At 73.2% G+C, this 22,644-nt stretch carries 21 protein-coding genes and 1 pseudogene; 10 read left to right on the top strand and 12 right to left on the bottom strand.

The annotated features are described in order from the left end of the window. Positions 1-16: 16 nt before the first annotated feature. The 3 genes and pseudogenes from KGS77_RS17895 to cbiT form a co-directional block, all read right to left on the bottom strand. A complete protein-coding gene (locus KGS77_RS17895) occupies positions 17-577 on the bottom strand; it encodes a hypothetical protein (RefSeq protein ID WP_242583012.1) in 561 nt (186 codons plus the stop codon). An 89-nt stretch (positions 578-666) separates the two neighbouring features. Beyond that, a pseudogene (gene cobM, locus KGS77_RS17890) lies at positions 667-1,427 on the bottom strand (precorrin-4 C(11)-methyltransferase). After that, positions 1,424-2,767, bottom strand: a complete 1,344-nt coding sequence (gene cbiT, locus KGS77_RS17885) for a precorrin-6Y C5,15-methyltransferase (decarboxylating) subunit CbiT (RefSeq protein WP_242583010.1) — start codon at positions 2,765-2,767, stop codon at positions 1,424-1,426. The pseudogene cobM and the gene cbiT overlap by 4 nt, the downstream one beginning before the upstream one ends. Positions 2,768-3,037: 270 nt before the next feature. Between cbiT and tsaD the strand changes: the two genes are divergently transcribed. The 8 genes from tsaD to KGS77_RS17850 all read left to right on the top strand — a co-directional run bounded on the left by tsaD (position 3,038) and on the right by KGS77_RS17850 (position 10,648). After that, the gene (gene tsaD, locus KGS77_RS17880) at positions 3,038-4,183 is read left to right on the top strand and encodes a tRNA (adenosine(37)-N6)-threonylcarbamoyltransferase complex transferase subunit TsaD (protein ID WP_242582999.1); all 1,146 of its coding nucleotides are present in this window, start codon (positions 3,038-3,040) and stop codon (positions 4,181-4,183) included. A gap of 388 nt (positions 4,184-4,571) precedes the next feature. Then, a complete protein-coding gene (locus KGS77_RS17875) occupies positions 4,572-5,270 on the top strand; it encodes a GNAT family protein (RefSeq protein WP_347404588.1) in 699 nt (232 codons plus the stop codon). 310 nt (positions 5,271-5,580) lie between these two features. Continuing rightward, positions 5,581-5,712, top strand: coding sequence for a hypothetical protein (locus tag KGS77_RS34650; protein ID WP_277994236.1), 132 nt, complete (start codon positions 5,581-5,583; stop codon positions 5,710-5,712). A gap of 378 nt (positions 5,713-6,090) precedes the next feature. Continuing rightward, positions 6,091-7,728, top strand: coding sequence for an ATP-binding protein (locus KGS77_RS17870; RefSeq protein ID WP_242582997.1), 1,638 nt, complete (start codon positions 6,091-6,093; stop codon positions 7,726-7,728). Next, entirely contained in the window at positions 7,725-8,153 is a 429-nt protein-coding gene (locus KGS77_RS17865; RefSeq protein WP_242582995.1) for a roadblock/LC7 domain-containing protein, read from the top strand. Before KGS77_RS17870 ends, KGS77_RS17865 begins: the two co-directional genes overlap by 4 nt. Then, on the top strand, positions 8,150-8,512 hold the full coding sequence (locus KGS77_RS17860) for a DUF742 domain-containing protein (protein WP_242582992.1): 363 nt from the start codon (positions 8,150-8,152) through the stop codon (positions 8,510-8,512). Before KGS77_RS17865 ends, KGS77_RS17860 begins: the two co-directional genes overlap by 4 nt. After that, complete coding sequence (locus KGS77_RS17855) at positions 8,493-9,218, top strand: ATP/GTP-binding protein (RefSeq protein ID WP_242582988.1); 726 nt, start codon at positions 8,493-8,495, stop codon at positions 9,216-9,218. Before KGS77_RS17860 ends, KGS77_RS17855 begins: the two co-directional genes overlap by 20 nt. Before the next feature lie 113 nt (positions 9,219-9,331). Then, positions 9,332-10,648, top strand: a complete 1,317-nt coding sequence (locus KGS77_RS17850; protein WP_242587530.1) for a cytochrome P450 — start codon at positions 9,332-9,334, stop codon at positions 10,646-10,648. Here the strand turns inward: KGS77_RS17850 and KGS77_RS17845 are convergent. Further along, on the bottom strand, positions 10,632-11,879 hold the full coding sequence (locus KGS77_RS17845) for a cytochrome P450 (RefSeq protein ID WP_242582986.1): 1,248 nt from the start codon (positions 11,877-11,879) through the stop codon (positions 10,632-10,634). The genes KGS77_RS17850 and KGS77_RS17845 overlap by 17 nt on opposite strands. Positions 11,880-12,173: 294 nt before the next feature. Here KGS77_RS17845 and KGS77_RS17840 point away from each other — a divergent pair, with 294 nt between their 5' ends. Then, positions 12,174-13,340, top strand: coding sequence for a cation diffusion facilitator family transporter (locus tag KGS77_RS17840; protein ID WP_242582982.1), 1,167 nt, complete (start codon positions 12,174-12,176; stop codon positions 13,338-13,340). Positions 13,341-13,416: 76 nt separating this feature from the next. On the opposite strand, the gene KGS77_RS17835 is transcribed toward KGS77_RS17840, so the two are convergent. Further along, complete coding sequence (locus KGS77_RS17835) at positions 13,417-14,358, bottom strand: NADP-dependent oxidoreductase (RefSeq protein ID WP_242582978.1); 942 nt, start codon at positions 14,356-14,358, stop codon at positions 13,417-13,419. A gap of 319 nt (positions 14,359-14,677) precedes the next feature. Between KGS77_RS17835 and ligD the strand changes: the two genes are divergently transcribed. Further along, positions 14,678-15,670 (top strand): non-homologous end-joining DNA ligase, encoded by a 993-nt coding sequence (ligD, locus tag KGS77_RS17830; RefSeq protein ID WP_242582974.1) that lies wholly within the window; start codon positions 14,678-14,680, stop codon positions 15,668-15,670. Positions 15,671-15,702: 32 nt separating this feature from the next. Here ligD and KGS77_RS17825 read toward each other — a convergent pair whose 3' ends face one another. The 7 genes from KGS77_RS17825 to KGS77_RS17795 form a co-directional block, all read right to left on the bottom strand. Then, a complete protein-coding gene (locus tag KGS77_RS17825; RefSeq protein WP_242587529.1) occupies positions 15,703-16,893 on the bottom strand; it encodes a PP2C family protein-serine/threonine phosphatase in 1,191 nt (396 codons plus the stop codon). A gap of 169 nt (positions 16,894-17,062) precedes the next feature. Next, a complete protein-coding gene (locus KGS77_RS17820) occupies positions 17,063-18,277 on the bottom strand; it encodes a SpoIIE family protein phosphatase (protein ID WP_242582971.1) in 1,215 nt (404 codons plus the stop codon). Next, positions 18,262-18,621, bottom strand: a complete 360-nt coding sequence (locus tag KGS77_RS17815) for an ATP-binding protein (RefSeq protein WP_242587528.1) — start codon at positions 18,619-18,621, stop codon at positions 18,262-18,264. The genes KGS77_RS17820 and KGS77_RS17815 overlap by 16 nt, the downstream gene beginning before the upstream one ends. A gap of 328 nt (positions 18,622-18,949) precedes the next feature. Continuing rightward, positions 18,950-19,393, bottom strand: a complete 444-nt coding sequence (locus KGS77_RS17810; protein WP_242582968.1) for an STAS domain-containing protein — start codon at positions 19,391-19,393, stop codon at positions 18,950-18,952. Next, entirely contained in the window at positions 19,390-20,274 is an 885-nt protein-coding gene (locus tag KGS77_RS17805) for an STAS domain-containing protein (RefSeq protein WP_242582965.1), read from the bottom strand. Before KGS77_RS17805 ends, KGS77_RS17810 begins: the two co-directional genes overlap by 4 nt. Positions 20,275-20,438: 164 nt before the next feature. Then, positions 20,439-20,993, bottom strand: a complete 555-nt coding sequence (locus KGS77_RS17800) for a MarR family transcriptional regulator (protein WP_242582962.1) — start codon at positions 20,991-20,993, stop codon at positions 20,439-20,441. Between the two features lie 329 nt (positions 20,994-21,322). Then, a complete protein-coding gene (locus KGS77_RS17795) occupies positions 21,323-22,624 on the bottom strand; it encodes an alpha/beta hydrolase-fold protein (RefSeq protein WP_242582960.1) in 1,302 nt (433 codons plus the stop codon). Positions 22,625-22,644 lie beyond the last annotated feature (20 nt).

Here is a 22,644-nt window from a genome sequence, read left to right as displayed (position 1 = left end):
CGGCCGGCTCACCGGCTCACCGGCCCGGCAGCGTCCACGGCGGCACCTCGGCCGTCTTCGCCTTGTCGGAGCTGCCGAGGTGGGAGGCGTAGCCGGCCTCGGTCCACACCATTTTCTTGAACTGTTCCGGGGTCAGCAGGCCCTGCCACGGCGTGCCGTCGGGGCAGAACACCCGGTCGCAGCCATGGCAGTACCGCGCCGGCCGGTAGAGCTCGTCGGCCCGCGGCTCGCCCGCCGCCGCGGCTTCCTTCTCCCGTTTCTCGCCGCGTACGACGGCGATCGTGCCGAAGAAGCACAGCACCGCCAGTGCCGCGCCGCCGTACAGATACAGCGGCTTGCCCTCGCCCTTCCCCCAGACGGCGAAGGCGATCGCGGCGGCGGTCATGACCATGCCCTCGATGAAGTGCAGACAGCCGTCGCCGGTCTTGTCCGGCCCCTTCTCCAGCCGGCTCGCCAGGTTCTTGCGTACGGCCCCCTTGCTGACGCGCGCCGCCGTGACGGTGGGCACCTCGTGGCCACCACAGCCAGGACAGAGCACCCCAGCAGCAACTGGTGACCCTGCTTCCTCCGTTGTCATGCCCGCCACGCTATCCGGCCTGGATCAGCCGGCTTCGGCGGGTGCGGCCGGCCCCGTTCGAGCTGTCGGCTCGTCCCCTGACGGTCGCGTCAGCCGCCGCACGGCGGGTGCGGGCGTTCGCGGATGGTGGAGTACAGGTGGCTGTCGGGGAACTGGGCGGCGGCGAGGGTGCGGCCCACGAGGATGACGGCGGTGCGGGTGATACCGGCGGACTTCACCTGGCCGGCGATGTCGGCGAGGGTGCCGCGCAGGACGAGTTCGTCGGGGCGGGAGGCCATGGCGACGACGGCGGCCGGGCAGTCCGGGCCGTAGTGGGGCAGGAGTTCGGTGACGACGCGGTCGGCGTAGCGGACGGCGAGGTGGAGGACCAGCAGGGCGCCGCTGCGGCCCAGGGTGGCCAGGTCCTCGCCGGGCGGCATGGGGGTGGCCTGCTGGGCGATGCGGGTGAGGATGACGGTCTGGCCGACGGTGGGGACGGTCAGTTCGCGGCCCAGGGCCGCCGCGGCGGCGGCGAAGGCCGGTACGCCGGGGACGGTCTCGTACGGGATGCCCGCCGCGTCCAGGCGGCGCATCTGTTCGGCGACGGCGCTGAAGACGGAAGGGTCGCCGGAGTGCAGCCGGGCCACGTCCTTGCCCTGCTCGTGGGCCCGGACCAGTTCCTCGGTGATCTGGTCGAGGTTGAGGTGGGCGGTGTCGACCAGGCGGGCGCCGGGCGGGCATTCGGCGAGCAGGTCGCGGGGACCAGGCTGCCCGCGTACAGGCACACCTCGCAGGCGGCCAGGGTGCGGGCGCCGCGCACCGTGATCAGGTCGGCGGCGCCGGGGCCCGCCCCGATGAAGTAGACGGTCATGGGGATTCTCCGGGGAGGGCAGGGGTGGGGGCAGGGGACGGGTTGGGGCTTGGGGCCTGGTCGGGGGGCGGTTTCTGTACGGACCACTGGGTTACCGGCATGGCCTGGCGCCAGCCGGTGAAGCCGCCGACGGGTACGGCCTGGGCGACCGCCAGCCGTACGAGGTCGCCGCCGTGCCGCCGGTACCAGTCGGCCAGCAGTGCCTCGGACTCCAGCGTCACGGTGTTGGCGACCAGCCGGCCGCCGGGCGGGAGCGCCGCCCAGCAGGCTTCCAGCAGGCCCGGTGCGGTCAGGCCGCCGCCGATGAACACCGCGTCGGGAGTGGGGAGTTCGGCCAGGGCGGCGGGGGCCCGGCCGGTGACGACGCGGAGGGCGGGGACGCCGAGGGTGTGGGCGTTGCGGGTGATGCGTTCGGCGCGTACGGGGTCGCGTTCGACGGCGACGGCGCGGCAGGTGCGGTGGACACGCATCCACTCGATGCCGATCGAACCGGAGCCGCCGCCGATGTCCCACAGCAGTTCGCCGGGCGCGGGCGCCAGCGCGGCCAGTGTGGCGGCCCGTACGTGGCGCTTGGTGAGCTGGCCGTCGTGCTCGTACGCGGTGTCGGGCAGGCCCGGTGTGAGGGAGAGGCGGAGCGCGTCCGGGGCGCGGACGCAGTCCAGGGCGATCACGTTGAGCGGGTCGGCGGGCGGGTGCGGCCAGGTGTCCGCGGTGCCCTCGTGCTGTCGCTCGCGGGCGCTGCCGAGCTGTTCCAGTACGCGCATACGGGTCGGGCCGAAGCCGCGTTCGCGCAGCAGGGCGGCGACCTCGGCGGGCGTCGCTGCACCGGCGGACAGGACCAGCAGCCGGCGGCCGTGGTGCAGGGCCGCGGCCAGGCCCGCGGTGGGCCGGCCGACGAGGGTCAGGACCTCGGTGTCCTCCAGCGGCCAGCCGAGCCGGGCGCAGGCGTAGGAGACGGAGGAGGGGTGGGGGAGGACGCGGAGGGGGACGGTGGGGACGGTGGGGGCCTCCGCCGGGATGCCGGGCTGCGGGACGGACTGTGGGGAGGTCTGCGGGGCGGTCTGTGGGGTCAGGGCTTCGGTGAGGGTGCGGCCGATGCCGTAGAACATCGGGTCGCCGCTGGCCAGGACGCACACCCGGCGGCCGGCGTGGGCGGCGAGCAGGCGGGGCACGGCGGGGCGCAGCGGGGAGGGCCAGGGGAGGCGCTCGCCGGCGCAGTCGGCAGGCAGCAGGTCGAGCTGGCGCGGACCGCCGATCAGGACCTCGGCGCGGCGCAGCGCCTGCCGTGAGGCGTCGGGCAGGCCGTCCCAGCCGTCGGCGCCGATGCCCACGACCGTCACGGGCTCCGGTGCGTACGGCGGATCCGGTGGCTGTGGATCCGGATGCCGTGCGGCGGGTGGGGCGGGGGTCACTGCCGGGTACCTCGGGCGGGAGAGCGGGACGGGTGGAAGGAAGAGCGGAAGGAGGAGTGGACGGGCGGGAGCCGAAACTTTACTGACCGGGGCGCCGGACGCGCCCTCCGGGGAGCCGCGTGGAGCGCTGCGGGACACTTGTTGCTTATAGATTGCAATTGCGGTCCGTATGCAAGAAGGGCAAGAAGGGGAGGTCCGGTGAGTTCACCCGTGGTGCTGGGGATCGAGTCGTCCTGTGACGAGACGGGCGCCGGCCTGGTCCGGGACGGCCGGCTGCTCGGGCACGCGCTGGCGTCGAGCATGGAGGAGCACGCGCGGTACGGCGGGGTGGTCCCCGAGATCGCGGCCCGCGCGCACGTCCACGCGCTGACGCCGGTCGTCCGCCGGGCGCTGGCGGACGCCGGACTGCGGGCGGCCGACATCGGGGCGGTCGCGGTGACCACCGGCCCCGGGCTCTCCGGCGCACTCCAGGTGGGGCTGGCCGGTGCCAAGGGCCTGGCGTACGCGCTGGGCGTGCCGCTGTACGGGGTGCACCACCTCGCCGGACACGTCGCCGCCGACACCCTCGAACACGGCCCGCTGCCGAACCCGTGCGTGGTGCTGATCGTCTCCGGCGGGCACACCTCGCTCCTCCTGGTCCGCGACCTGGCCCGCGACCCGATCACCCACCTCGGCGACACACTGGACGACGCGGCCGGCGAGTGTTTCGACAAGGTCGCCCGGGTCTTCGGGCTGCCCTACCCCGGCGGCCCGGCCGTGGACCGGGCGGCGCGCGCGGGCGATCCGTACGCCGTGGCCTTCCCGCGCCCGCTGACCGCCGGCGGCCCACGCCGGACCCCGGACGCCCACTCTCCCGCCCCCTCCCGTTCCCACACCCCTGCCTATACCCATATGTACGACTTCTCCTTCTCCGGGCTGAAGACGGCGGCGGCCCGCTGGGCCGAGCGGCACCGGGCCGCCGGCCGGGAACTGCCGGTCCCCGACGGCGCCGCCTCGCTCCAGGAGGCGATCGCCGACGTGCTGACCCGCAAGGCCGTGGCCGCCTGCGCCGAGTACGGCGTACGGACGCTGGTGGTGGTCGGCGGGGTGGCCGCCAACTCCCGGGTACGGGCGCTGGCGCACGAGCGCTGCGCGGCGGCCGGGATCGAGCTGCGGGTACCGCCGCTGCGGCTGTGCACGGACAACGGCGCGATGATCGCCGCCGTGGGCGACCTCCTCGTACGCGCCGGGGCCGAGCCGGCGCCGCTGGACGTCTCCGTCGACCCGTCGGCGCCTTTGGAGTACGCCGCGCTGCACCCGGTCGCGGCGCGGAATCCCGGCCCGTGCGGCTCCGGTCGGAGCTGAACCACGGCCGCGGGACCGGCGGCGGGCCGGCTCGGCGGGCCGGATGTGGACGAGGACCGCTGCCCGGAATTCGAGGGTCCGGTCTTCATGCAGTACGAGTGGGGTGAGGGGTCCGGCAGGTCCGGCTACTCCTTCCTCGGCAGACCGTCCCGACGCAACACCGGCCTCGGTGGGGCCCGGAGCGGACGGCCGCTCCCCTCCAAGGCGCCGACAGCCTCTACAGGACCGGCGGGACGCGGTCCGTCCTGGACCATGCCGCGGGACCGGACGGCGCCCGTCACGGTGACGACCCGCAGGGCGACGTACGGACGCGGGTCGGCGCCGCCGACGTCCGTACGGCACTGATGCCGCCGCACGACGGCATCACGTCCGGCGGCGAGAGCCACGGATACGTACTGCGCCGCAGTCCACGCCGCGCCGCCCGCTCCGTACGGCAAGGAGACCGAGGAGGCGGCCAACCGCGCGCCGTGCCGCGAACTTCCGGTGGAAGTGCGGTGGGTGCCGCCGACGCAGCCGGGGCACTGGACGCGCCGGCACTGTTCGACTTGAGGTCGTCATCGACGGCGTCCTCCTGCGCCCCGTCACGCAGGAGGACGCCGGGTCGCTGTGCGACAGCTACCTGCGCAGCCGGGAACGTCTGCGTCCTTGGGATCCGCACCGCGACGCCGAGTTCCACCCGCCGGAGGGCCAGGCGGCGCGGCTGCGCGAGCAGTTGGCGCAGCGGTGGGCGGGGCGGATGATGCCGTGGGTGCTCACCACCCGCCCGGCGTCCGGCAGTCCCGCTCCCAGCACGGACACGGGCACAGGCGCAGGCACGTCCACGGATACGGGCACGGGCGCGGGCGCGGGCCGGGGTCTGGCCACCGCCGCCGTACACCTGGTGTGCCACCTGGCCCGGGAACGGTTCGGCCTGCCCCGCGTCGAAGCGGGCACGCTGCGGCACAATGCCGCCTCTCAGCGCGTACTGCAGAAGAATGACTTCGAATGCATCGGCACGGCCAGAAACTACCTCCACATCAATGGCGCCTGGCGTGACCACGTTTTGTTCCAGCGCGTCCTGTACGACGGCCCGCACCTCACACCCTGAAAACAGCGGGCCGGGTTCTTTGCCCCGGGCATGCCCACCGGACGCCTTTCCGACGGCCGTGGGCCCGCCGCCGCCCGGCTCCCGTACGGCCCGGATTCGCCGCCGGATCCTTTCGCCTGCCGTACCGAGTGCAATTACCCCTGGTAATCGGCGCATTGCTCCCGGATGCTCGTCCATGAGGCCCGTAAGGCTTGTAAGACCCGTAAGGCTTGTAAGGCGGAACCGCGGCGGGAGGCATGAGCACCATGGGTACGGCGAGCTGGCTGGAGCGGCCGGGCCGGCCGGGCACGGCTCCGGGGCGGTGCGTGGCATGACCGAGAAGCCACCGCCCGAGGAGAAGGACGAGCGGACGGCACAGGTCGAGAAGCGCCGCGCGGAGCTGGTGGCCAAGGTGCGCGAGGCCAACCGGCGCAGCGCCCGGCGCCACCACGGTCCCCTGTGACGTGGGACGTGGTGACGTGATCTCGTGGTGATGTCCTGATCCCTGTGGCCTCTGCCTGCGCTGTCCCCTCCGCCTACCGCGCGTCCCCCGTAACCTCTGCGTCCTCTGCGTCCCCTGTGGCTCTTGTTCCCCCGACCGGCCCCCGTCCAAAGGACCTTCGGCACTTTTACGGGCCATCGGCACCCGGTTCACCGACCACCGGCACACGGCCTCCCCTGACGGCGTGACAGCTCTGTTACGCCTGTTAACAACCCGGCCGGACGGGACGGAAGTTGCCGCGCGCCGGGGAGCCGATAGGGTGCTGGACGATCTTCGCTTTCCGCTGTGCCAGCGCACCGCACGGCCCGTACGCCGCCACCGCTCACGAGGACCCGTTTGATGTCAGCACAGATATCCACCCGTCCACAGGCACCGCGCCCGCCTCTGGGCGCGGCGCTGCTCGCCCTTCCGGCCGCGCTGGTGGTGACCGGGGGCCTGTGTCTGTGGGCCGTCCTCGCGGCGCCCACGGGCGTACGGACCGCGCTGGCCTGGGGCGGTGGCGCGACGGCCGTCCTGATGAGCGTGGCGGTGACGGTCGCGGTGTACGGCCTGCGGTCCGCCGGGCACCACCGCGAGCGGGCCCGCGCCATGGAGGCCGAGGCCGACAAGCTGGCCGATCAGACGCTGCCCGAGCTGGTCGCCAAGCTGCGGGACGGCGCGTCGGTGGACACCTCGCTCGGCCGCACCCCGACGCCCTCGGTCCCCTCCCACCAGCGGATCGTACGGACCCTGGCGGAGGAGGTCGGCCGCAGCGAGCGGATGCGGGCCGCCGCGATGTCGGCGTGCGCCAACGCCGCCGGCCGCGTCCAGGCGCTGGCCACCAGCATGCTCGCGGACCTGCGGGAGATGCAGCACCGGCACGGCGAGGAAGTGCTCGGGGACCTGCTGAAGCTGGACCACACCACGGCCCAGGCCGGCCGGCTGGCGGACAGCATCGCCGTACTGACCGGAGCCCGGTCCGGGCGGCGCTGGAACAAGCCGATCGCGATGGAGAGCATCCTGCGCGGCGCGATGGGGCGGATCAGCGCCTACCGGCGGGTGCGGCTGCACAACAGCAGCACCCTCGCGGTCGCCGGGCACGCGGCCGAGGGCATCATGCACGCGCTCGCCGAGATCATGGACAACGCGACCTCCTTCTCGCCGCCGTCCTCCCCGGTCCATGTGTACGTGGAGGAGGCGCAGGCGGGGGTGGTCGTCACCGTCGAGGACAGCGGGCTGGTGATGAGCGAGACCGCGCTGCGCCGCGCCCAGCAGGCGGTGACGGCCCGTTCGCTGGACCTGATGTCGCTCTCCGGTACGCGGCTGGGCCTGGCCGTGGTGGGCTGTCTGGCCCGCAAGCACGGGCTGTCGGTGTCCTTCCGGCCCTCGGCGCGGGGCGGCACCGGGGTCGTCGTACTGATTCCGCAGCAGCTCGTCACGCAGGCGCCGCCGAAGGGCCGGGCGCCGGAGCAGGCGCAGGAGCAGGGGCAGGTGCAGGGGGAACGGGTCCAGGTGCAGGACCAGGACACCCGGCAACTGCACCTGCCGGGCCGCACCCCGCCCGCACCCGCCGCCCCGCTCACCACGACGAGTACGACCCCTTCGGCCGCCTCACCCGCTCCGATCGTCCCGACCGTCCCGGACACCCCGGCCGACCCGGACCCCCGGATTCCGCCGCCCCCCTTGGCCCAGCGCCGCCGCCCCGCCCCCGAGGTCGCCCCGAGCGGGCTGCCCAGGCGGCGCCGCGGGCAGACCCTGGCCTCGGCGCCCGCCCCCGCCCAGCCGCCCGCCGCCGCACCGCGCCCGGCCCGCTCCCGCGAGGAGTCGGCGGCCCGGTTCCGTGCCTTCCGTCAGGCCGTCCAGGGCCAGGCCGTCCACGGCGCAGCCGCCCCCGGCGGCCCGCCCCCGGACGGCGGTCCCGCCGACGGCACCCGCACCGGCTCCCCCGCCGCTGCGCACGACCCCTCTCCCGCGCCCCCGGAGGAAGACACCAGATGAACACCACCGACAACAGCCTCGAATGGATGCTGGAGAACCTGCTCCAGAAGACACCCGGCGCCCGGCACGCGCTGGTGCTCTCCCGCGACGGCCTCAAGCTCTGCCACACGCCCGGCATGACCGTCGACCAGGCCGACCAGCTCGCCGCCATCGCCTCGGGCATCCAGAGCCTCTCGCACGGCGCGTCCGTGGAGTTCGGGGACGGCACCGGCGGCGTACGGCAGGCGATGACCGAGTTCCACGGCGGCATCCTGTTCATCGTGGAGGCCGGGCACGGCGCCCACCTGGCGCTGGTGGCCGTCGAGGACGCCGATGTCGGCCTGATCGGCTTCAACATGAACGAGCTGGTGGAGCAGATCGGCGAGTACCTCAGCGCCGAGCCGCGCGAGAGCGGGGAGCCCGGCCGACGGGAGCGCTCGGCATGACACGGCGGCTGGGTCCCGACGAGGACCCGGACCGGCTCTACACCGTCACCGGCGGGCGCAGCCGGGCCGTGGACGCCGAGGTCTTCGACCTGGTCACCCTGATCGTCAGCGAGAGCGCCCCGACGCCCGGCATGCAGTCCGAGCACGTCCGCATCCTGCGGATGTGCGAGCACCCGCTGTCGGTCGTGGAGATCTCCGCCGCGCTGAAGCTGCCGGTCGGCGTGGTGCGCATCCTGCTGTCCGACCTGCTCGACACGGGCCGGATCACCGCCCGCCATCCCCGTACGGCCGCCCGGGACCACCAGTTGCCCGGCGCCGATCTGCTGAAGGAGGTGCTCGATGCACTCCACCGCCTCTGAGCTGCCCCGGGCCGGGACCGGGACCCGTACGGCCGGTCCGGCTGCACCGGTCGAACCGGTCGAACCGGTCGAACCGATTGCCACGGCTGGTCCGGCCGATCCGGCCGGGCAGGATGCCGTACGGGTGCCGCTGCACGACTCCGCCGAGAACGGGCTGAAGATCGTCATCGTCGGCGGGTTCGGCGTCGGCAAGACGACGATGGTCCGGTCCGTGAGCGAGATCCGCCCGCTGAACACCGAGGAGACGATGACGCGGGCGGGCGTGGGCGTGGACGACCCGTCCGGGGTGGAGGGCAAGTCCACCACCACCGTCGCCTTCGACTTCGGCCGGATCAGCATCAACGAGCGCAATGTGCTCTACCTGTTCGGCGCACCGGGGCAGGAACGTTTCTGGTTCCTGTGGGACCGGCTGTTCTCCGGAACGCTGGGCGCGGTGGTCCTGGTGGACACCCGGCGCCTGGACGACTCCTGGTACGCCATCGACCGGCTGGAGGCGCACGGGATGCCGTTCGTCGTCGCCCGCAACGACTTCGGCGGGCCGCAGCACAGCCTGGAGCAGGTGCGCGAGGCGCTCGACCTGGACCCGGACGTGCCGCTGATCGACTGCGACGCGCGTGACCGCGACTCCTGCAAGGCCGTACTGATCGCCTTGGTCAACCACCTCTACGCCCTGTCCGCCCGGGAGACCGAGGAAGCCACGCCGTGACCCAGGAGCACCACCAGACCGCCGCCGCCCCGCCCGCCGGGCCCGGCTGCCCCGCTCACGCGGGCGGCCCCGGGCCGGCGAACGGCCATCCCCTCTCAGCAGCGCCGGGCAGCCTGCTGCCGGTGACCGACGGTCCCGTACCGATGTACGGCGAGGGGCTCAGCGGCGATCCGGCCCGGCTGTACCGGGAGATGCGGCAGCGGTACGGGACGGTCGCGCCGATCCTCCTGGACGGGGACGTACCGGCCTGGTTCGTCCTGGGCTACCGGGAGGTGCACCAGGTCACCTCCAACTCCGAGCTGTTCGCCCGTGATTCGCGCCGCTGGCACGCCTGGCCGCAGATCCCCGAGGACTGGCCGCTGCTGCCGTTCGTCGGCCACCAGCCCTCCGTGATGTTCGCCGAGGGCCCCGAGCACCGGCGGCGGGCCGGGGCGATCAGCGACTCCCTGATGGCGGTGGACCAGTTCGAGCTGCGGCAGACCTGTGAGCGGGTGGCCGACACCCTGATCGACGCGTTCGCCGGGACCGGCGAGGCGGACCTGGTGGCGGACTACACCACACGCATCCCGCTGCTGGTGGTCGCCGAGCTGTTCGGCTTCCCGGACAGCGAGGTGCCCGGCCTCGTACGGGACATCGCCGAGTCGCTGGACGTGGGCCCCGGCGCGATCGAGGCGCACCAGCGGGTCGCGGACCGGATGGCGCGGCTGGTGCGCGCCAAGCGCTCCCGGCCGGGCCCGGACGTGCCCTCGCGGCTGCTGGCGCACCACTCGGGCCTGACCGAGGAGCAGGTCGTCATCGACCTGCTGGTGGTGATGGCCGCCGCCCAGCAGCCCACCGCCAACTGGATCGGCAACACCCTGCGGCTGATGCTGACCGACGACCGGTTCGCACTCAGCCTGTCCGGCGGACGGCGCAGCGTCGGCCAGGCGCTGAACGAGGTGCTGTGGCAGGACACCCCCACCCAGAACTTCATCGGACGCTGGGCGGTGCGCGACACCCAGCTCGGCGGGCGCCGTATCCGCGCCGGTGACCTGCTCGTCCTGGGCCTGGCCGCCGCCAACACCGATCCGATGGTGCGGCCCGGCTTCGACTCGGAGGCCGAGGGCAACCAGGCCCATATGTCCTTCAGCCACGGCGAGCACTCCTGCCCGTACCCGGCGCCGGAGATCGCCGAGGTGATCGCCAGGGCGGCGGTGGAGGTGCTGCTGGACCGGCTGCCGGACGTGATGCTGGCGGTGCCCGCCGAGGAGCTGGTGTGGCACCCCTCGCTGTGGATGCGCGGGCTGACCGGCCTGCCGGTGGAGTTCACACCCGTGCAGACGCCGGTGGAGGTGCCCGCGGCGGCGTTCGGGACGGGACGGCCCGGAGGCGGGTACCCCGTCGGGCAGCCCGCCTCGTACCCCGTGGATCCGGCTACCCGGCAGGCGTGACCGGGGCCGGTGTCCGGCCGGCCGGGGTGAAACGGACCGGCAGGCTCTCCAGGCCGCGGGTGAACACCCCCTGCTCGCGCGCCGTGAAGCCGTCCGCGAGCGCGGCGTCGGGCAGCGCGTCCAGCAACTGCCCCACGCCGACCTCCACCTCGGCCTTCGCCAGCAGCGCGCCCACGCAGAAGTGGCGGCCCAGCGCGAAGGAGAGGTGGTCGGCGGCGGCCGAGAAGGCGGTGGTGGCCGACAGGTCCGTACGGAAGAGGTCGAAGGTGTCGGGGTCGGCGTAGCGCCGCTCGTCGCGCCCCGCCGACCCGATGAGGCAGGTGACGGTGGCGCCCGCCGGGACCGTGCCGCCGGCGATCTCCACGTCCTCGCTCACCTGCCGCATGATCATCTGTACCGGCGGGGTGTAGCGCAGGGTCTCCGCGAAGGCCCGGGCGATCAGCGTACGGTCCGCGCGCACCGCCGCGAGCTGCTCGGGGTGGCGCAGCAGATGGTGGAAGAGGCTGGAGATCGCCTTGTCGGTCGTCTCACCGCCCGCGGTCAGCAGCAGGCTGCAGAACGCCTTGACGTCCTCGTCGCTCATCGTCGTGCCGTCGACCTCGGCCGCGCACAGCGTGGACAGCAGGTCCTCGCCCGGGTTGCGGCGGCGCTCGCGGATGACCGGCAGCAGGTGGTCGGCGAACTCCTGCCGGGTGCGCAGCCCGGCCGCGGTCACCTCCGGGTCCTGGGAGAGATTGCCCAGGAAGGCGATGATCGCGGTGTACCAGCGGTGGAAGCGGTCGTGGTCGCGCTGGTCCAGGCCGAGCATGTCGACGATGACGTTCACCGGGAAGCGGGTGGCGAAGTCCGCGACCAGGTCCGCGCTGCCCGCGTCGCGGAAGCCGTCGATCAGCTCGCGGGCGTTGCGCTCGATGACGGGCAGGAAGGACTCCTGGAGCGCCGTGCCGCGGAAGGCCGGGGCGACCAGCGCGCGGCGTACGGAGTGCTCCCGGCCGCTCATCTGGAGGATGGTGCGGCCGTGTACGGGTTCGAGCTGCCAGTCGTAGTTGTCCGTGGTGAACGCCGGGTCCTTGAAGGCCCGCTCGACGTCCTCGTACCGCGAGAGGAGGTAGCTCCCGGTGGGCTGGTGGTGGAGCAGCGGGTAGTGCTCGCGCAGGACGCGGTAGGCGCTGTACGGGTCCGCGGCGAACGCGGGCGACAGTATGTCCGGGGCTGCTGGTGTGGCGGGCAAGACGCTCCTTCGGTGTGCGGTCGGGGCCAACGGCACCACCAAGATCGTCGTTGGAACCCTGACTTATCAAGAGCCGGACGGCACCTGATTGCACCGGCCACCTACTCCGGAGCTCTTCTCCCCCCACCTCTCTCACCTGCGGAAACGCGCCCTCCGACGGTAATGACAACGGTCACCGGTGCAGCCTTTGGATCTTTTGCCGAAGTGCGCTTTGCTTCCTTCCGCACGGCCTTGTCATGGAGGCGCGCACGGACGTGTGTACGCCCTGTCGGACGGCTCAGGAAGGAGCGCGCGATGCCCGAGCACGCGCACGACGGACCACGGCACGACGACCACGGCAGCCGCGGTGACCACGCCCACAGCGGCCCCGGCGCCCGCACGACCGGGCGCGGCGACCACTCCCCCGGTGGTCACGGCGGCCACGCGCACGGCGGCCATGCGCACGGCTCCCACGGCCACTCCCACGGGCCCGGTGGCCACTCCCACGGCATCTCCGCCGACGCCGACCGCCGCTGGCTGCGCGCCGCCCTCGTCCTGATCACCGCCTACATGGCCGTCGAGGTCGTCATCGGCTTCCTGTCCGGTTCGCTCGCGCTGATCTCGGACGCCGCCCATATGCTCACCGACGCGGCCTCGATCGTGCTGGCCCTGGTCGCGATGCGGCTGGCGGCCCGCCCCGCGCGCGGCGGCTACACCTACGGACTCAAGCGCGCCGAGATCCTCTCCGCCCAGGCCAACGGCATCACCCTGCTGGTGCTCTCCCTGTGGCTGGCGTACGAGGCCGTCGCCCGGCTGCTCTCACCGCCCGAGATCAACGGCGGCCCGGTCCTGGTGACCGCGCTCACCGGAGTCCTGGTCAACCTGGTCGCCGCCTGGTGCCTCTCCCGCGCCAACCGCTCCAGCCTCAACGTCGAGGGTGCCTACCAGCACATCCTCACCGACCTCTTCGGCTTCATCGCCACCGCCGTCTCCGGCGCGATCGTACTGACCACCGGCTTCGTCCAGGCCGACGCCATCGCCACCCTGGTCGTCGTCGCCCTGATGCTGCGGGCCGGCCTGGGTCTGGTCCGCGACTCCGGCCGGATCTTCATGGAGGCGGCCCCCGCCGGACTGGACCCGGACGCGCTGGGGGACCGCCTGGTCGCCAGCGACGCGGTGGTCGAGGTGCACGACCTCCACATCTGGGAGATCACCTCCGGCGAGCCGGCCCTCTCCGCGCACGTCCTGGTCGCCCCGGCCGGTGACTGCCACGCAGTACGCCGCGACCTCCAGCGCCTGCTGAGCGACCGGTACGGCATCACCCACGCCACGCTCCAGGTCGACCACCTCAACGAACGTCCCGCCGACGGCGAACTCCTCCACATAGCGGCCGGCCCCGCCCCCACGGAAGCCGCCCCCACCCACACCTACTGCGAGGCTCCCCACGGGCCCGTCCACCGGGCCGCCCCACACCGGCACTGACCCACACCGGCACCGGCCCACGGGCGCCGGCCCACGGACACCAACCCACGGGCGCCGGCCGAGGCGCGCGCCGTGCTCAGAGCGCGATGACCGTCTTGCCGCGCGCCCGGCCCGTACGGCTGAGCTGGAGCGCCTCCGGCGCCTCCTCCAGCGCCACCTCGCTGCCGACCAGCACCGTCAGCCGTCCCGCGTCGAGCTGACCGGCCAGGATCTCCAGCAGTTGCGGCGAGGGCCGGTTGTGGAAGTTGAAGCCGCGCAGGTTCTGCTCGGTCAGGGCGTCCGCGTCGGCGGCGCCGGTGGTGGAGACGGCGGTGCCCCCGTCCCGTACGGCCCGGGTCATCGCCCCGAACTCCTCCGGGCCGCTGACCAGGTCGATGAGGATGTCCACCCCCTCCGGGTGCGCCGCCAGCACCTGCTCGGCGACCGGGCCCGCGGTGTGGTCGACCGTCGCGGCGGAGCCCAGGTTCCGCATCAGGTCCGCCTTGGTGGTCCGCGCGGTGGCGAGCACCTCGGCGCCCCGGCCGGCCGCGAGCTGGGTGGCGAAGGTGCCCACGCCGCCCGTCGCGCCGACGACCAGGACCCGCTTGCCCTCGCCCGCCCGGGTCTCCTCGATCAGGTTGTAGGCGCTGGTGCCGGCGGTGGGGACGGCGGCGGAGGTGGCGTACGTGACGCTGCGCGGCGCCTGCGCGACGTCCTTCTCGCCCGCCACGGCGAGATCCGCGTACGACCCGCCGCCCTTGGCCGGCCGCCAAAACCGCCCGAACACCGCGTCCCCCACCGTGAAGCGCCGTACGCCGGTGCCCACCGCGACCACCTCACCGGCCCCGTCCGTGCCCAGCACCATCGGGAAGGACTGCGGCCCGGCGTCCTTCAGCATGCCGTCGGCGATGCGCCAGTCGACGGGGTTCAGCCCGGCGACGGCCATCCGCACCAGGACCTCGCCCGGCCCCGCCTCGGGCTGCGGCACGTCCATGAGCTGGGGCTCTTCGCCGAACGCGGTGACTGCTACGGCTCTCATCGTGGCACTTCCTCTCACCCTTGCGACCCACCCTTTTCGACGAAGGCAGAAAGGATCGTAAGCACGGGTGCGGGGCCGGACGCGGCAGGCCGAAGGGCGGTGCCACGGAAGCAACTCTTACGGCCCCCCGCCGAACCGGTGCCGTGCCAACGGGGCGGCGGTGGCGGGTTTGCCGTGCGGCGCGGGCGGTTACCCGTCCCCGATGTGAGCGGCGGCAGGGGCGGCGGTGACGCCGGAGGCGGGCCCGCCGGGACGACGTACGGCGGAGCGGCTGGAGCAGATCCACGGGACGGGGACGCGGCACGGGACGGGACGGCGCATGAGCACAGACACGGGTACGGGCGGGAGCGCAGGTACGGGTTCCGGCGGGAGCGGCAGGGGCGGCGGCCGGGTGATCAGGGCGGGGCGGCGTACGGTCACCGTCAGCCGTCCCGACAAGATCCTCTTCCCCGACGACGGCATCACCAAGGGCGAGCTGGCCGTGCACTACCGGTCCGTCGCCGGACGCGCGGTCCCCCGGCTGCGCGGCCGGCCGCTGATGATGGAGCGCTACCCGGACGGCATCGGCGACGACGGCCACCCGCTCCGCCCGCTGATGCAGAAGAACGCGCCCGACCACTTCCCCGGCTGGGTGCGGCGCTCCGTACAGGCCAAGGAGGGCGGCAAGGTCACGCATGTGCTGTGCGACGACGCCGCGACCCTGGTCTACCTGGCGGACCAGGCGTCCGTGACCCAGCACCGCTGGCTCTCCCGCGCGGACCGGCCCGACCACCCCGACCTCCTCGTCGTCGACCTCGACCCGCCCCCGGACGGCGGTGCGTCCTTCGACGACGTACGGTGGGCGGCCCGCCAGGTGTGCGAACTGTGGGACGAACTCAAGCTGCCCGCCCGGCTGATGACCACCGGCTCGCGCGGTCTGCACGTGATCACCCCGCTCGACGCCAAGGCCGCGTTCGACTCCGTACGCGACTTCGCGCACGCCGCCGCCGGTCTGCTGGCCCGGCGCCACCCCGACCGGCTCACCACGGAGGTCCGCAAGGCGGCCCGTGAGGGACGGATCTACCTGGACGTCCAGCGCAACGCCTATGCGCAGACGGCCGTCGCCCCCTATTGCGTACGGGCCAGGCCGGGCGCCCCGGTGGCCACGCCGATCAGCCGCGAGGAGCTGGAGGACCCCGAACTGACCGCCGACCGCTGGACGTTGCGCACGTTCCAGGAGCGGCTGAGCGCCCCGGACCCGTGGTCGGAGGCGCACTGGCGCGGCCGGTCGCTGCGCGCGGCGCGCAAGCGGCTCGACGCGCTGACCGAGTGACGGGACCGGCCCGGGTCACCTGAGCAGCCGACCTACGAGCCGGCGGTCCCGCTCAGCCGTACGGCGAGGGCGAGGGTGTCGTCGGCGTGCAGGATGACCGTGTGCATGTCCTGCGCGACGGCGCCGGGGATCTCCCCGATGGGCCGGCCGGCGTGCGCCCGTACCGCCTCCACCAGCCGGTGTTCGCCCTCCCTGGGGTCGCGCCGGCTCTCGGTGAGACCGTCGGTGTACAGGACCAGCAGGTCCTCCGCGCCCAGGGCGGTGTGCAGAATGCGGTCGCTGCCGGCCATCGGATACCCGACGCCGCGCCCGCGCACCTCCAGGAACTCCGGCGACCCGTCGGCCCGCAGCAGCAGCGCCGGCGGATGGCTCCCGTTGGCCAGCCGGAGGTCGCCGGTGCGCGGGTCGATGCGGGCGAGCTGGACGGTGGCCATCAGCTCCGGGTCGTAGGGCAGCAGGATCTCGTCGGTACGGGCGACGATCGACTCCAGCGGGTGCCCTTCGAGGGCGAGCGTACGGACGGCGTGGGTGACGTCGAGCGCACTGCGGGTGCTCCGCACGCCGTGGCCCAGGGCGTCGACGACGGTGATGTGGACCGTGCCGTCGGGCAGCGTGAACCAGTCGTACAGGTCCCCGCCGGTGGGGGCGTCGGTGCCGGCCGGCGCGTAATGGACCGCCGTCTCCAGGCCGTCCACCTCGATGGGCGCGGGGCGCAGCGCGTCCTCCAGCTCGCGCAGCGTCTGGCCGTGCGCATTGCGCAGCCGCTCGTCGCGCTCCTCCAGTTGTACGTAGAGCGCCAGGACCCCGCTGTTGGTCTCGGCCAGCTCGTGCTTGAGGCGGCGGTGTTCGGCGGCGAGGGTGTCGCAGCGGGCGACGAGCGCCAGCAGTTCCTCCTCCAGGTCGTCCGCGTACGACCCCCGGCCCTCGGCCGCGGAGGCGGCGGGGCCGAGCGGCACCCGCCAGACCGCCGAACCGTCGGGCGCCTGTTCGGCCGGCAGCGGCAGTCCGCCGAAGGAAAGCACCTGCGGCGGCCGGGCGCTCAGACTCACCACCAAGGCGGGCCGGGAGCCGTCCGCAGCGGCTTCCGGAGCGGCGGACACGGTGACGGGGCGGCCGGCCGACAGCTCCTCGCGGGCCACCGCGACCACCGACAGCACCAGGCGCGCCCGCGGCTCGGCGGCGAGCCCGTACTGCCGCACGAGGGTGCGCAGCCAGTCGCGCAGCGCCGGAAGACTGCTGTGCCGGGCCGAGGTCTGCCCGGCCCGGGGGTACGCGGCCGGGGGGTGCTCGGCCGGAGGGTGCTCGGCCGGGCTGTGGTCGGCTCGGGTCGGTCTCACAGGATCATCGCCTCACGAACGGAATCGTCGCCTCACGTGGGGGACAGCGGGCCGGTCACTCACAGCCGGGTCGAGCGGTCGAGCGGCCCGGCCTTCCGTATGCCCCGTCCGGGCTGTACGGGGCGTACGGGGTGCCGGGCGCCGCCTGCCCAGGTACCTCCCGATCGGACATCCCCCGATCAGAGATCCCTTGATCGGTCGCCCGGCGCCGTCCGGGCACCCGCGGGGCGGCCGGCGCGCGGTAGGCAGCCGGGGCGCGCAGGGTCAGGGCGGTGGCGTCGTCACGTACCCGGCGGTGTCCGTGGGCGAGCGCGGCGGCGAGCAGCGGCGGCGGCAGCCGCAGCAGGAACGGATCACCGGTGCGGTCCCAGCGGTGGTCTATGCCGTCGGTGTGCAGTACGGCGGTGGCCCCCGGCGGCAGCGAAAGGACCTCGACCTGCGGGACCGGCATGTTCCACCCCACGACCCCGGGCTGGGCGGCCAGCTTGTGGCGGATGTCGACATGGTCCAGCACCACCGTACGGGTGTTGCCGACCGCACAGTGCTCGGCCCGGCCGCCGGCCGTCAGCCGCAGCACGCCGACGGCCGCGCCCCGGGTCCGGCGCAGGGCGCGGTTCATGGCCGCGAAGAGGTCGGGCAGCGGCCGGTCCGGACCGGCGTGGAAACAGCGCAGCGCGGCCTGGGCCGCCTCGGCCGCCGCGTCGCCGTGCCCCAGCCCGTCGATGATCACGGCCGTACGGACGACGGCCCCGGTCCCCGTCTCGGTCTCCACTACCGCGCAGGCGTCACCACAGCGGTCCTCGCCCTCCACCGGCAGGCACACCGACCCCACACTCTGCCGGGCTGCCCCCGGCGCACCGGGCGGCGCGAGCCGGGCACAGGCGAGGGTGCCGCCCGGCACGCTGCTGCGCAGCACGAACTCGGTGGCCATCCGCTTGACCGCGCCGAGCCCGGCGCCGAGCGTGCCGGTGGTGGTGAAGCCGTCGGCCAGGCAGCGTTCGGGCTCGGCCATCCCCGGTCCGCGGTCCACGGCCAGGATCTCCATGCCACCGCCGAGCGGCAGCGGCTGGAGGTAGACGGTGCCGTCCTCGGCGTGCTTGTCGAGGTTGCCGGCCAGCTCGGAGGCGAGCACGGCGGCGTGGTCGGGCAGTGCTCCGGGCAGCCCGCAGCCGACCGCGACGACCCTGGCCGCGGCGGCGGCCAGCCGTACGGCGCTGTCGTGGTCGACGCGTATCTGCACGGTCGGTGCTTTTGTCACTGTCTGGTCCACCGGGTGACGCTCACCGTCGTGCCGCCGGGCGAGGAGCGGACCTCGAATTCGTCCATGAGCCGCCGGGCGCCGCCGAGGCCGTGGCCGAGCCCGGCGCCGGTGGTGAAACCGTCCTCCAGGGCGGCCTCCAGGTCGGGGATGCCCGGCCCCTCGTCCCGTACGGTCAGCCGCAGCCCCGAGCGCCCCGCCCTGTGCAGCCGCTCGATGGACAGGTGTCCGCCGCCGCCGTGGATATAGGCGTTACGGGCCAGCTCGCTGGCGGCGGTGACGACCCTGGTCTGGTCCACGAGCCCGAACCCGGCCTCCACGGTGGCCGCGCGCACGGCGTGGCGTACGGCCAGCAGGTCCTCTTCCGTACGGACGGGGTAGCTCTCGACCGACGCGGACGGATCGGTCGCCTCCGAAGAAAGGGATGACTCTGCCGTACTCGACGAAGCCGAGGACGAAGAGGGTGAAGGGGGAGAAGGGGACGAAGATGGTGAAGACGGAGCGGACGCCGAGGGTCGAGCCGGACCCGGGACCACAGGGGCCGGCCGCCCCGGCGCGGACGTCAGGGCAGGCTGAGGCGACGTGAGCGGAGACTGGGACGTAAGGGAGGACCGAGTTGTAAGGGAGGACTGGGGCGTAAGGGCAGGCGGAGACGACGCGGAACGTTCACCGGACAGCTTCACCTCACGCCCCTTCCCTCTGCTCGCCGTCCCACCGATCGCCGTCCCACCGCTCGCCCTCCCGCTGCCCGGCCGTCGTCCGGTACCAGCCCAGCGCGGCCATCCCCTGCTCCGCGTTGAGCGCCGTCTCCACCCCGGTCAGTTGGATGCCCAGCTCCACGAGGGTGATCGCCACCGGTGGACGTACGCCGGCCACGATCACCCGGGCGCCCAACAGCCGCGCCACCGTACTGAGTTCCATCAGCGTCCGGGCGACGAACGAGTCGATGATCTCCAGCCGGGAGACATCGATCAGCACCCCGCGCGCCTCGTCGGAGGTGATGCGCCGGGTGAGTTCGTCCGTGAAGGCGACCGCGGTCTTGTCGTCCAGCTCATTGAGCAGGCCGGTCACCAGGACGTCCCCGAGCCGCAGGATCGGGACGCCGGTCGCGGGCTGTGATCCGTTCATGGTGCCGCCGGGGTGAACGAGTCGGCCTGGCGGGCGGGCCGGTCGATCAGCTTGATCGCCGTACCCAGTGCGTCGGCGAGGGTGGCCCGGGTCAGGATCGTGGACAGGTCGATGCCGAGCTGTGCGATGGTCTGCGCGATCGGCGGCCGGATGCCGCTGATCACACAGTCGGCGCCCATGAGCCGTACGGCGTTGACGGTGTGCATCAGGTGCTGGGCGACGGCGGTGTCCACCGTCGGCACACCGGTGATGTCGATGATGGTCACCAGCGCCTCGTGGTCCTGGATCGCCTGGAGCAGGTTCTCCATCACCACCTGCGTACGGGCGGTGTCCAGCGTGCCGATCAGCGGCACCGCGAGCACCTGGCGCCACAGCCGTACCACCGGCGTGGACAGCTCCAGCAACTGCCTGCTCTGCCGCCGGATGATCTCCTCGCGGCCGTCCACGAACGTCTCAAAACACAGCGCGCCCGCCGCGTCCAGCAGCCGGTTGACCAGAAGCGCGCTGTGGTACAGCTCCGTGGCATCCTGCACCTCGGCCCGTACCACCTCCAACAAGGCTTCCTTCAAGGACAGCACGGCCATGGAGGTCGCCGAGGGGGACGCGCCGGCGCGCGCCCGGCGCAGTGACAGATCGATCACCGAGCGTCGCAGTTCCTGGTGCTCCTGCACCACCCGGTAGACCGGTATGGCGCTTTCCAGCCCGGCCCGTACCGCGTCGACGAGCGCGTCCGCCTCTTCGCGCAGCTCGCTCTCCTCGACGCCGTCGTCCACCACGGCCTGTTCCCACTGGAGTTGGACCCAGCGGTCGGCGATGTCATCGGCCCGCTCCCGCAGGGCTCGCGTGAGGCGGTCCCGTACGGCGGTATCGCTGCTCGTCAACCCATGCCCTTTCCGCTTCGGCTCCCGCCGTCGCCGGCGGAAGCATGCTGCTGGTCCGGAGGCCGTGTCGCCGGCCCGACCGCCAACATCACACAACAGTTGCCGAGCGGCAAATATTATCCAGACTCAGCTTCCCCCAGTACCCCAGTCGTGCCGCTCTAGGCCTACTGATCGCCGCCCTGTCGCTTCGGGTGGTGCTCCTGCGTGCTGATCGCACTGCCGACCGTACGGCGCGGGCGCGGTCCGACCGTACGGCGCGGGCGCGGCAGCAGCCCCTCGGACGCCTGCCGGAAGCCGGAGAGCCCGCCCACCAGCGCCGCACGCTCCTCCGGAGCCATCGCCGCGATCGCCGTCAGCAGGACGTCCTCGCGGCGGGCCCGCAGCTCGGCCAGGTACGCCCGGCCCGCCCCGGTCAGCCGCAGATCGACCTCCCGCCCGCTGAGGGGGCTGTGCCGGCGGGCCACGTATCCGGCGGCCTCCAGCCGGTCGCACAGCCGGCTGACCGAGGAGGGCGCGGCGCCCAGGGCCTGGCCCAGGGCCCGCAGATTGATGCCCTCGGCGCGCTCCAGCACGTACAGGACCCTGAGCTGCGCGGACGGCACCGGTGCGGGCGGGGCCGCCGCCCGGCCCCGCTCCCACAGCACCTCCAGCAACTCGACGACCTCGGACGCCGCGTGCGCGGCGGTCCGCGGCCGGCGGGAGGGGGAGGAGGGGTTCATGCCCGCAACTGTGGCAGTTCGTACCGCCGCTTGTCAGCTCCCGGACGGCGCCCGGACGGCGGCTCGCCGCGTGGGGGAACACCGTGGTCAGCGGCGCGTACGGCAACCGACGTCCGGCGACCGGCGGTCGGCGGGGTGTGACGCGTGTGGTCAGTGGTGGCTCACGTCCCGTACGCACGGAAGCGCCGTACGGCCGGGAGGTACCCCGCACGGGACGTACCCGTGCGCGGCGCCCCGGATCGTACGGCGCTTCCGCTGTGAAGAAATCCGCCTGAAGGTATCCGCGGGAAGGAATCCGCGGGAAGGGATCCGCGTGAGGAATCCGCGCCTCAGTGCTCCGACGGCTCCGCGACCACCGACTTGCCCTTCGGCTTGTCCTTCGGCTCGTCCTTGGCCTTGTCCTTCGCGTCACCCTCGGCCGGCGGCAGCGACCCGGTCTTCGGCTTGGGGTGCAGCGGCTCCACGTCCTGCGGGTAGATGAGCTGCTGGCTCTGCCACTCCAGGGCGGGCACGATCTCGCGGTTCCAGGTGGAGAACTGGTGGCTGCCCCTGGGCAGGATGATCGAGTCGACGGTCATCGGGGGCTTGGCGGCATGGATGAACTTCATGGTGTCGCCATAGTTCGGCTCGCCCTCGCGGCTGCTGGTCACCAGCGCGGAGATCCGCGGCATGGGCAGGTTCTTCAGCCGCCACAGCAGGTCGTGCTCGCGCTGGCGCTGGGCCTCGGCCGGGCTGTCGCCGAAGAGGCTGCCGGTGGCCAGGTCGTTCTTGACGCGGTAGTCGCCGGACAGCGAGACGGCGGAGGTATAGACCTTCGGGTTGCGCATCGCCAGTTCGAGGGAGCAGGTGCCCCCCGAGGAGTAGCCGAAAGCACCCCACGCGCTGGGGTCGTGGCCCACGCGGTAGGTGGACTTCAAGGCGTCCGGCAGGTCCTTGGTGAAGAACGTCTCGGCCTTCGGCCCGTCCGGTACGTCCACGCACTCGGTGTCGCGCGGCGGCGCGATCGTCGGCCGGAGCATCACCAGGATGGTCGGCTGCATCCGGCCCTGGGCGATCAGCCGGCCCGCGTTCTGCGGGATCTGGAGGTGCTCGGCGAGGTTCATGATGCCGCCCGGGTAGCCGCTGATGACGACCATGACGGGGAACCGCTGCCGCTTGTACGCCTTCTGGAAGTACTGCGGGGGGAGATAGACGAAGGCGGGGTTGATGGCGCGGCTGCGGCGCCCGAGTATCCGTACCGACTCCATCTTGCCGGCCTTCTCGGGGGCCCCCTTCGGCAGACCCGTCACCCGGTCCAGGCCCTGCGGACCGGCCGGCTGCACCAGCCCGCCGCCCTTGATGCTGCCGACGTCGGCGTACTGACCACCGCCGCCCTCGCTGACCGCGACCGGCGCCTTCTCGTTGTTGCCCAGCAACTCGTCCCAGGTGCCGTAGAACTCGAAGTTGTTGTTCACGGCCAGGGCGAGCGAACAGATGATGGCAACCTGGGTGACGAGGATGGAGCCGAGCCTCCCCAGGACAGGGATGACCCCCCGCCGCGACAGCCGCGGCCACAGCCACACCGTAAGAACGACGCAGGCCACGGCCAGTGCGCCTACCGTGATTTCAAGTGACTGACTGGTCAGTCCCATGCGCCCACTTCTCCCGTCAC

The sequence above is a fragment of the Streptomyces sp. MST-110588 genome (assembly GCF_022695595.1).
Taxonomy (GTDB): Bacteria; Actinomycetota; Actinomycetes; order Streptomycetales; family Streptomycetaceae; genus Streptomyces.
This window is presented reverse-complemented; position numbering and strand designations above follow the sequence as displayed.